Source organism: Faecalicatena contorta (assembly GCF_001404335.1).
GTDB lineage: Bacteria > Bacillota > Clostridia > Lachnospirales > Lachnospiraceae > Faecalicatena > Faecalicatena contortus_B.
On the sequence record NZ_CYZU01000097.1, the window covers coordinates 1 to 9,633 of the forward strand.

The window sequence follows — 9,633 nt, forward strand, 5'->3', positions numbered from 1 at the left end:
TCATCGGATTTCTCGTGATGTGTCAGTGGTGCTCCATTTTCAGGGCTGTTTCCCGCCTAGAATTTCTTAGGTCCTCGGCCGCGTTTTTGAAAGGACATGGATGTTCTCCGAGAGGTTTTCGGCTATCCCTTTATGGAGCGTCCCCATCCGCGCCGAGGCAAAAGCTCGTCACTAAATCCCGATTGACTGCGCCTCCAGTTCTATGTTACATTTTCTAATAGAAAAGCTATCGAAAGCGGGGCGTATCCATGACTTCTCTTTATACTTTAAAAACAATTGCACACATTCAAAGCGATTTCCCGGAAAAATTCGGCATCCCCCGACAGAGCGGTCTCGTGGAATCCCTGAAGGCAAAGCTCATCTTTGAACCGGACTACCGCAATCCGGATGCCCTGCGCGGCCTGGAAGATTACTCTCATATCTGGCTGATCTGGGGGTTTTCAGAATCCATCCGTGATGAATGGAGCCCTACCGTGCGTCCGCCAAGGCTTGGCGGCAACCAGAGAATGGGGGTGTTTGCCACGCGTTCCCCATTCCGGCCCAATCCGGTTGGACTGTCCTGCGTCCGTCTGGAGGGCATCAGCACCACCCCTGATTTTGGCCCGGTTCTCCATATTTGCGGAGCCGACCTGATGGATGGAACCCCGGTCTTTGATATCAAGCCCTATCTGCCCTATGTGGACAGTCACCCTAACGCACAAGGCGGCTTTGGCAGCCGGCAAGCGGGCTACAGCCTGAATGTAGACTGCCCGCCTGCATGCCTCGAGCTTATCCCAGAACAATGCCGGTCTGCGCTGATGGAAATCCTGGCACAGGATCCCAGACCTTCTTATCAGAAAGATCCGGCGCGTATCTACGGAATGAAGTATGCTGGTATGAATATACGGTTTTATGTTGAGAACGATGAGCTTCATATCTGTGGGGTTGAAAGATTGTAAATTCCCATTCACAGGGCCGTACACCGCGCTGCACGGTCCATAGACCGTGCATAGCAGTGATTGTAAGGCTGGACGGAAGCTTCATTTTCGTTCAGTCTATATTTCTTTTCTTCTCTGCCATATACTGTACCAGATTGGCAAGAACCCCCAGGCCCAGTACCACGGCAGAGATCATTGGCACCATGTATTTTCCTCTGGTTATCTCTGCAAAATCTAATATAAAGAAGGCTCCGTAACATCCCGCCAGGATGACCAGCGGCAGGGCCAGTGCAATGGCTGATATATAGTTTCTGCAGTGTCTGGTAACGGCGAATAAGATCATTCCTGCTCCTGCTGCCATCATAGCTGTAAACAAAATACTCATGACACTCATAGTTCCTATAGACCATGGGAACCATCCAATATATCCGCTCGAAAAGGAAGACGCTGACGCATTCCAAAAATCTGTGACACGGTTAATTTTTGCGGTTATCAAATAAAATACGATGGATATTCCGATCACCGCTAAAGAAGTAATCAGGCCTGCCTCCAGCTTACGGAGGTAATAGCCCCGCCCCTTCCTGCAGCAATATTGAAGTGACGGCATTTCATTTTGATTCTCCTGTACCATATAGGGAAGAATCATAAATATCACTCCGATAATTACAAAAACTGACCAAAACTGAAGAACCTGAAAATTATCTTCCAGTATTACAGATGGAAGGATCGTAAATACCTCCTCCCGATTTCGTTCTAATACCCTCTGTCTCTGAAGATCGTCCAAATCTTTATAAACGGATGTTCCGTTTGCACTTCCGTTCTCCTGCAGCGCCTCTGTCCTGTAACTATCCAAAAACATATCATATACATTGATTTCTATTGTCCTGGTGAATTCCTCCGACACTTCGGCGTCACTAAAGGAATCATAGATTTCCATCCATAATGCCGTGTCCTCATCGGGCGTCAGACTTTCGCTCCCCAGGTTGAATTTCTGAAACGTATGGAAGCCATACTCCTGAAACAACGCATTCTCCGCTATCATCCGGTCTATGGCACTGATTCCCTTTTCCGGAGCCTCACTTTTCATTTTCTCATATTCTTCCGGTGATATAGAAACCCCATATTTATCCGTAATAGCTTCTGCAATATCGGCAGTCTGATGATAGCTGCCCGGATGTATATTTACATACGGCCTTATAAACAGAAGAAAATACAGTATCCCAAAGCCCAGCAGACACAGCAGCTTCTTCCATGTCAGTATTTTTCTTATCTCTGTCCTTATCATATACACCCTCCTTACAAATCTTTCTTTAAAAACTGTCTCCGCACTCTGAAAGCTGCACATGCTATCAGAATGCCCCATAGGATAATCACAGTGATTTCATAATATCTCGGCGAAAGAAAGGAGGCCCCATTTACCATCCAGTGTCCTGCTTTCCTGGCAAGATCAACGGGATTGTACTGCAGTATAAAATAAACGACGCTCCATTTGGGAAACAGAGAGGTCACCGTATAGATACATGCACATCCAAACCCCAGCAGTATAAATGCCTTGAAACTATTTCTTCCCTTTGCCGCAAACGTATACCCAATATAAGAAAAAAGCACCGCTGCGCAGACTGATATTAAGAATTCCAGGCCCAGGTATCCCGCAATGTGAAGCGGAAACCAGCTGATAACCGGGAAATAAGAATCCAGCACCATCATGCTTCCAATGGGTGTCTTCCACAGTGGACCTAAAGGAAATATAAGGGCTGCCGCCAGAATCGTTACTCCCCATATGACAGCCGTAAAAGTGAGTCCGGCAAGGATCGCTGCCCTCCTCCTCTGATCCTGGCTTTTTCTTCCCGTTTTGGATGTATACTCAACGGATGCCGTCCCTGCCTGTAATGGTTCACTGACACGATGCAGCATAAAGAGAACGCCTGCCAGAATGCTTTCCAGCGTACAGGCCAGAGGAATCCATCTTGAAAATAATTCAAAAAAACCTCTGCTTCCCGGGACAAAGAAGTGTGCAGCATCCTGATTCCGCCGATTCTCTGCCAGGATACCCTCCATCTTTTGGTATTCTTTCTCCGCATATTTCTTTGCCCCGTCTTCCAGCATAAGGGCAGAGGAGAAATTTTCTGCCAGAACACTGCTGTCCAGTTCATTCGTCATATACACTGTGCCATCCATTATCTGGCGCAGAGTGGGAATTCCCGCTTCTTTCTTCTCTCCGGGCTCCAAAACTTCCAGGTACTGTTCCGCTGTATTTTCATCAACCGGCAGCCCCAGATCCTCCCATGCCTTCACACTCTTCTCCACTATAGCCCTCTGGCCGCTGAAGTTTATCAGTATCCATGCATTTACCCCCATACTGCCAATGAGCAGCCCCCAGAAAATCGGGCTGAGCACTACGCGCATCCATTGTCTCCTCATATCTTCGCCTCATTCCTTGTAAGTGTATAAAAACACATCTTCCAAGCCAGCCTCACACTTTTTCCACTGCGGATTTCCCTGCTCTGCAATGAACCGCACCACAAAATGTCTTCCTTCCTGACGCTGGGAAAGAATCTGGTACTGTTCTTCCCAAAGATGCAGCTGCTCCTCCCTGATTTCTGCCTCAAAGACTTTTCCATCCAGCATGGTGCAGAGATGTTCTGTAGTGTCATTGGCATATACCTGTTTCTCCTTCAGCATAATAATATGGTTGGCAATAAACTCCACATCCGAAACGATGTGTGTGGAGATCATAACAATCTTATCCCTGGAAAGGGAACTCAATATTTTTCGGAATCTCACACGTTCCTTGGGATCCAGGCCTGCCGTGGGCTCATCTAATATCAGGATCTCCGGATTTCCGAGCAGTGCCTGTGCGATCCCTACCCGCTGTATCATTCCACCGGAAAATTTCTTCATTTTCCTTTTTGATACCTCTGCAAGCCCCACCGTATCCAGCAGACGGGGTATCTCCCGCCGCAGTATTTTCCGGTCAATCCCTTTCAGGATGCCGATATACTCCAGATAGCGCTCAGGCGTATAGTCCCTGTAGTAGCCAAATTTCTGCGGCAGAAAACCGATCTTTTCCCGGTATGCTTCATCCAGCTTCTGTATCTCTCTGCCCTCCCACAGTATAGTCCCTTCTGTGGGAAAAAGAAGGGTGACCAGCAGTTTCATAAGCGTGGTCTTGCCGGCCCCATTCGGCGCCAGAAGGCCGTATATTCCAGGATGCAGCTCCAGATTGATATCTTTTAGCGCCGTAAAGTTTTGATATTTTTTTGTAACATGATTAATTTGCAGCATCTGCATACTCCTTTCTGAAGGGCTGTCCTGTCATTACCAGCAGCTGCCTGACGTAAACCACTGCCGCAACAGCTCCAACAGCAGCAAACAAAAGAACCGGAATCCCTTCCATCAGCCTTTCGTACCACTTGGCCGACATCTGAAAGAATACAAGATTGGCCAGAATCCAGCCGGCTCCCACTGCTGCCCCCCATCCGGTTTTCTTTCCCCGTTCTATCCCCATGGCCAGGAGAAGGGAAAATATCATCAGGGATGCAAAAGCCGTTGCCGCCAGCCGGAGAAAATCAGCCGAATACCGCACTGAAAGGACTGCCGCATAAATAAGGTTAAGGCCAATACCTATCAGGCTGTTTGAAAACATACGCGCTGTCATCAGATGTAAAAAAGTATACTTGTAACTCATAAGCTGTTCATACGTCTGATTCTGCCGCTCTTTCACCAATGACAGACAGAACACCGTGGCATATAAGACAGGCGCCGCTGTAAATACGATGCTGCAGGCGCTGGCTATACCGGCGCCCACAATCCGTAATCCAATGTACATAAACGCTGCCGCAATGCAAAATGAGACAGTCAGGATATCTCCCATGCCTGCGTACAGCTGCCCGAGTCCAATCCCCCGGAACAGATCCCACAGAAATGAATTTACTCCCGTATTTGGCGGCGTTTTAGTGAGCTCCTCTGCAAGCCTCATATTCTGTTCTTTTTCCTCTGCTTTTTTCCACATAGCCTCTAAAAATTCTTTATCCCTCTGCGTCATCCGTTTTCCCTCCTTTTCCTCTGCAGCTTTTTCCTTGCTCTGTGCAATACTATTTTTATCTGCGGAATATTCTTTTCCATAACCACTCCAATCTCCTGGTAGGACAGGCCCTCCACACAGAAAAGATAAAGCACACGCCTGTATTCTTCCGGCAAATCCTCTATCCACTGCACCAGTTCGCCATACGCTTCTTTCTTCACGTAAATATCCTCCGGCGTTGGCGGAGATTCCCCGGCGCTTTCTGCCGTCCCCAGCTCCTCTGTTACATGGCGCCCTCTTCTCCTCAGTTCATCCAGCGATTTATGTTTGACCACTGCAAACAGATAGGTTCGAAACGTGCAGGCTTGGGGCAGGCGCTCCCTGTGCACATAAATATCGGCAAAACTGTCCTGTACAATATCCAGGGCAGTCTGCTCCTCTTTGGCATATTGTATGCAGAACCGTACAGCATCCCGATAATGCCTCAACACCAGTACATCATAAGCCTGTTTCATATTTTTATTTTTCACCAGCCCGATCAGCTGCCCATCCGTTTTTTTCTCCAGGTCTTTCAGATTCATTGCGTTTTTCCTTCCGATTGTAAAAATATCAAACAAGATTCGCTTTCTATCTATTAGTCGAATTAGATTTAGAAAAGTTACACTTTAAATCATAAAAATAAAAGTCCTGGTTCTATCAATACAGGACTTTTATTTTTATTCTTTTTACAAGCTTGATCATCAGTTGTGTTTCCGCTCCTTTAGCAGGGCATTCTAACCTTTTTCACTTATACTTATTTTTACAGATTCGATCCATGTTTCTATCGCCTGGGCCAGAATCATCTGCTGCCGGAGGACGGCTTTTCCGGTTTCAGGAATTTGAGGATTGCCTTCTTTTTCTGTTATGTTTTCTTCAAGATATGATTTTAGTGTTTTTATGTTACTTTCTATACTGGTAAGACAGGCTTCCTGGTCTTGCAGGGAGAGGCTGTCCAGATTGACTATAACTGCGTTCAAATCCAGAAATATGTTGACCGGCTGGGCGGCTATCTTATACATTAGATTTTCGAATTCCGCTTCTCCGGACTCTGTCAATGAGTAAACGGCTTTTTCCGCCATCTTTCCTTCCTTTACCATCGTGCCTTTGATAAAGCCTTTCTGCTCCAGCTGTATGACTTTCTTATAGATTGAAGGCGTGCTGATCTTTACCCATTTGGATATGTTCCGGTATTCTACCAGTTTCTGTATGTCATATGCGCTTAACGGCTCCTTTTTTACCATCCCTAATACGATTAAATCTATTGTTGCCATAAATATCCTTCCTTTTCTTATTCGTCTTGACAAGTACTATAAATTATAGTATTATCGACTTTGCTACTTGTTTGCTATAATTTATAGTACTTTATTTTACACTTCATGTCAAGTGGAAGGAGAATTTATTATGAAACAACATAATACAAAAATGGAACTGCTTGGAAGTGCCCCTGTATTGAAAGCGCTTTTCGCACTGGGGCTGCCCACCATGATTGGTATGATGGTGAATGCGCTTTATAATCTGGCGGATGCCTACTTTGTAGGAGGGCTGGGTACTGCACAGATGGGCGCAATTACTGTTGCATATCCCCTTGGCCAGGTTGTGGTAGGACTGGGACTGCTCTTTGGAAATGGTGCCGCTTCCTACCTTTCACGGCTGTTAGGGAGCGGGGAGAAAGAAGCCGCAGACAAAACCGCAAGCACTGCTATATACAGCAGTATCTTTGTGGGAACGGCAGTCATTATATGCATCCTCATATTTCTGGAACCCATTCTGCGCCAGATAGGCGCCTCAGACAGTGTCATGCCTTTTGCGGTTACTTATACAAGTATCTATATTGCTTCCTCTATATTTAATGTCTTTAATGTCACCATGAACAACATCGTTTCCAGTGAGGGCGCTGCCAAAACAACCATGTGCGTGCTGCTGGCAGGAGCCGTGATCAATGTTATTTTAGACCCCGTCTTTATCTATGTTCTCGATCTGGGCGTAGCCGGTGCTGCGACCGCAACGGCCATTTCGCAGTTTGTCTCTGCACTGATATATTTACTGTATATATTCAGGAAAAAAAGTATATTTAGTTTTAGTATACGGAAGTACTGTTTATCAAAAGATGTGATGTCAGAGATTTTGAAAATCGGGATTCCCACACTGGTATTTCAACTGCTGACCAGCCTGTCTATGACAATGATCAACGACGGGACAAGGATCTATGGTGATTCTGCTCTGGCCGCGATGGGAGCTGTGACAAAGATTATGTCCGTGGGAAGTCTGATGGTATTCGGTTTTCTCAAAGGCCTGCAGCCTATCGCGGGCTACAGTTATGGTGCGAAAAAGTACGACCGCTTAAAAGAAGCTGTAAAGACTTCCATCCTGTGGGCAACTATCTTCTGCCTGATCTTTGGTCTTGCTGCCGCCCTATTTTCTACAGCGATTATTTCCCAGTTTACAAAAAATGACCCGGAAATGATCCGGATCGGACAGGCGGCCTTAAGAGCAAACGGGCTTTCTTTTGTGCTCTTCGGTTTTTATACCGTTTATTCCTTTCTGTTTCTTGCTATGGGAAAAGCAAAAGAAGGCAGCTTCCTCGGCGCCTGCCGGCAGGGCATCTGCTTTGTTCCTGTTATCCTGATACTCCCAAAAGTTTTGGGACTGAACGGGATCCTGTATGCTCAGCCGGCTGCCGATGTAATCACTGCAGCCATCACCATATTTATGGCTTTGCGCCTGCAAAGAGAATTGCAATAAAACTGGATTATACGCTCTAGGATCCATGGGCCTGTGCGTGCCGAATCCCCTGCTCTGTGATGACGTCGTCTCCCCTGTACTTTTTGAGATCATCCCCCACAGGACAAACGTTCATACATACACCGCAGGGCCAGTGATTTTCATTCTTAATGTCTACATGATGCTGCGTACAAGCAACTTTATCATAACTAAAGAGATTATTTTCTTTCTCTTCAAAGCAATGAACCGGACAAGCTTTCAGACATTTTTTACAGTGAATGCATAAATCCTTCTCCAACTGCGGATCCGGGCTGACTGGCGCATCGGTCAGCACGGAAACGATACGCAGGCGGGGACCGTATTCCTTTGTGATCAGATTATGGCTGTCACCAAAGGTACCCATACCCGCATAGTAGGCTGCTACGACATGAGAAAAAGAGGCATTCGGATTTTTCATAAGCACATCAATAGAGTAGTAACAGTCTCTCGGAAAGAACAAAGCCCTGTATCCTAATTCTGTAGTAATATAATTCGTCAGCTTATATGCAATATCATCCAGCACCCGGTTGCTGGTGTCATATAATTCCTGATATACCATGGAGGGGGTAGTGAACGTCATCGGGGCAAACAGCGGGATTCCCAGTACAATTACATTTTTAACCCAGGGCCAGGAATTCTGCGGCCAATATTCCGGATTCTGGATCGGTTCCGTTTCCCACTTATCAACGGAACAAACTCTCACCAGATTTGCGCCAAGGTCCTTTGCTTTGTCAACGATTTGTTTCTTTACTAATTCATCTTTCATCGTCAGCTTCCCCTTCCTTTCCATATTCTAATTTGGTACGGCTCTCCCCAATATAGAGTATAGCATACACCTTCTCAATTCTTGCCGGATCGCTTTCCTCAATATTACCATCGTAGTATACGGCTGCTTCGTCGCCAATCTGCAGATCCGTTGTACTGTCTTTTCTTTCAGCGTCCAAAGAGACCAGAATCTCCTGATTTTCAGCTATTGTTTCCTCACTTTTGCTTACCTCTATCCTGGCGTATCCATCTTTTATCTCCATCACGGTTCCTTTGATGCTTGGTTCATGGTCTATTATGTAGTTAATGTCTTTGGAACACCCTGAGATACAGATGCTCAGGGCTATTGTAAGCAAACCCAATCGTATTTTTCTCATAATTGTCCACCCTGAATCCCAGACTGTTTCATCCTTGTATTATCTCTGCCAGCTGAATCTAAACTTATATGTCTATGACATGTTTTTCCTTAATTTGATTTTATCACCGCGAGATATAAAAGTCATTCATTTTCTGCTGTATTAAGAATACTTATTATAATAGTCCTTACGATTAACACCTCTACAAAACTCTAAATCGGGAGTTAGCGACGAGCTTTAGCCTCGGCGCGGATGGGGACGCTCCATAAAGGGATAGCCGAAAACCTCCCGGAGAACATCCATGTCCTTTCAAAAACGCGGCCGCGGACCTAAGAAATTCTAGGCGGGAAACAGCCCTGAAAATGGAGCACCACTGACACATCACGAGAAATCAGATGATTTTCTCGCCTGGGTCAGCTGATTTTTGGATTCGGAATCCAAAAATCTCTCCATTTTCAGGGCTGTTCCCCACCAAGAATTTCTAAGGTTCGCTATGAGCGTTTTTGAAAGGACATGGATGTTCTCCGGGAGGTTTTCGGCTATCCCTTCATGGAGCTGGCGCATCCAACCGGTAGGAAAAAGCTCGTTTCTAAGGAGGGGCCTCAAACGGGGGCAGCGTATGGATATAGAATTGGCGGGACTTTTATGTCCCCAGTAGGTGTAAAAAGCAAGGGGATACGCTTCCGGTATCAAAATAATTCAATACGCATCTTGAAGATGAAAAGACACGCATAGCCAATCCACATCCGCTGCCCTGGTCCGGGATCCCACC

The 9,633-nt window shown here is 46.1% G+C and carries 10 protein-coding genes; 2 read left to right on the top strand and 8 right to left on the bottom strand.

Annotated elements, in window-relative coordinates:
• Nucleotides 1-248 precede the first annotated feature (248 nt).
• Nucleotides 249-938 (top strand): tRNA (N6-threonylcarbamoyladenosine(37)-N6)-methyltransferase TrmO, encoded by a 690-nt coding sequence (gene tsaA, locus ARB69_RS24885; RefSeq protein ID WP_055155332.1) that lies wholly within the window; start codon nucleotides 249-251, stop codon nucleotides 936-938.
• 91 nt (nucleotides 939-1,029) lie between these two features.
• Here tsaA and ARB69_RS24890 read toward each other — a convergent pair whose 3' ends face one another.
• From ARB69_RS24890 to ARB69_RS24915, 6 genes are all read right to left on the bottom strand, one after another.
• Entirely contained in the window at nucleotides 1,030-2,202 is a 1,173-nt protein-coding gene (locus tag ARB69_RS24890; protein WP_055155333.1) for a hypothetical protein, read from the bottom strand.
• Between the two features lie 11 nt (nucleotides 2,203-2,213).
• Nucleotides 2,214-3,338, bottom strand: a complete 1,125-nt coding sequence (locus ARB69_RS24895) for a hypothetical protein (RefSeq protein ID WP_129880068.1) — start codon at nucleotides 3,336-3,338, stop codon at nucleotides 2,214-2,216.
• Nucleotides 3,339-3,347: 9 nt separating this feature from the next.
• Nucleotides 3,348-4,202, bottom strand: coding sequence for an ABC transporter ATP-binding protein (locus ARB69_RS24900; protein ID WP_050638933.1), 855 nt, complete (start codon nucleotides 4,200-4,202; stop codon nucleotides 3,348-3,350).
• The gene (locus ARB69_RS24905; RefSeq protein ID WP_055155335.1) at nucleotides 4,189-4,962 is read right to left on the bottom strand and encodes a hypothetical protein; all 774 of its coding nucleotides are present in this window, start codon (nucleotides 4,960-4,962) and stop codon (nucleotides 4,189-4,191) included. The genes ARB69_RS24900 and ARB69_RS24905 overlap by 14 nt, the downstream gene beginning before the upstream one ends.
• The gene (locus tag ARB69_RS24910; protein WP_055155336.1) at nucleotides 4,959-5,522 is read right to left on the bottom strand and encodes an RNA polymerase sigma factor; all 564 of its coding nucleotides are present in this window, start codon (nucleotides 5,520-5,522) and stop codon (nucleotides 4,959-4,961) included. Before ARB69_RS24910 ends, ARB69_RS24905 begins: the two co-directional genes overlap by 4 nt.
• Before the next feature lie 192 nt (nucleotides 5,523-5,714).
• On the bottom strand, nucleotides 5,715-6,251 hold the full coding sequence (locus ARB69_RS24915; RefSeq protein ID WP_055155337.1) for a PadR family transcriptional regulator: 537 nt from the start codon (nucleotides 6,249-6,251) through the stop codon (nucleotides 5,715-5,717).
• 130 nt (nucleotides 6,252-6,381) lie between these two features.
• On the opposite strand from ARB69_RS24915, the gene ARB69_RS24920 reads away from it, so the two are divergent.
• A complete protein-coding gene (locus ARB69_RS24920) occupies nucleotides 6,382-7,722 on the top strand; it encodes an MATE family efflux transporter (RefSeq protein WP_055155338.1) in 1,341 nt (446 codons plus the stop codon).
• A gap of 16 nt (nucleotides 7,723-7,738) precedes the next feature.
• Here ARB69_RS24920 and ARB69_RS24925 read toward each other — a convergent pair whose 3' ends face one another.
• Nucleotides 7,739-8,506: a 4Fe-4S dicluster domain-containing protein gene (locus ARB69_RS24925; RefSeq protein WP_055155339.1), complete on the bottom strand. Its 768-nt coding sequence runs from the start codon at nucleotides 8,504-8,506 to the stop codon at nucleotides 7,739-7,741.
• On the bottom strand, nucleotides 8,496-8,882 hold the full coding sequence (locus ARB69_RS24930) for a DUF3221 domain-containing protein (RefSeq protein ID WP_050638938.1): 387 nt from the start codon (nucleotides 8,880-8,882) through the stop codon (nucleotides 8,496-8,498). Before ARB69_RS24930 ends, ARB69_RS24925 begins: the two co-directional genes overlap by 11 nt.
• Nucleotides 8,883-9,633: the final 751 nt, after the last annotated feature.

Excerpts from the sequence above, each read along its gene's own strand:
- ARB69_RS24895 (WP_129880068.1), bottom strand. The coding sequence starts at position 3,338 with ATGAGGAGACAATGGATGCGCGTAGTGCTCAGCCCGATTTTCTGGGGG.
- ARB69_RS24910 (WP_055155336.1), bottom strand. The coding sequence starts at position 5,522 with ATGAATCTGAAAGACCTGGAGAAAAAAACGGATGGGCAGCTGATCGGG.
- ARB69_RS24925 (WP_055155339.1), bottom strand. The coding sequence starts at position 8,506 with ATGAAAGATGAATTAGTAAAGAAACAAATCGTTGACAAAGCAAAGGAC.
- ARB69_RS24920 (WP_055155338.1), top strand. The coding sequence starts at position 6,382 with ATGAAACAACATAATACAAAAATGGAACTGCTTGGAAGTGCCCCTGTA.
- tsaA (WP_055155332.1), top strand. The coding sequence starts at position 249 with ATGACTTCTCTTTATACTTTAAAAACAATTGCACACATTCAAAGCGAT.
- ARB69_RS24900 (WP_050638933.1), bottom strand. The coding sequence starts at position 4,202 with ATGCTGCAAATTAATCATGTTACAAAAAAATATCAAAACTTTACGGCG.
- ARB69_RS24915 (WP_055155337.1), bottom strand. The coding sequence starts at position 6,251 with ATGGCAACAATAGATTTAATCGTATTAGGGATGGTAAAAAAGGAGCCG.
- ARB69_RS24890 (WP_055155333.1), bottom strand. The coding sequence starts at position 2,202 with ATGATAAGGACAGAGATAAGAAAAATACTGACATGGAAGAAGCTGCTG.
- ARB69_RS24905 (WP_055155335.1), bottom strand. The coding sequence starts at position 4,962 with ATGACGCAGAGGGATAAAGAATTTTTAGAGGCTATGTGGAAAAAAGCA.
- ARB69_RS24930 (WP_050638938.1), bottom strand. The coding sequence starts at position 8,882 with ATGAGAAAAATACGATTGGGTTTGCTTACAATAGCCCTGAGCATCTGT.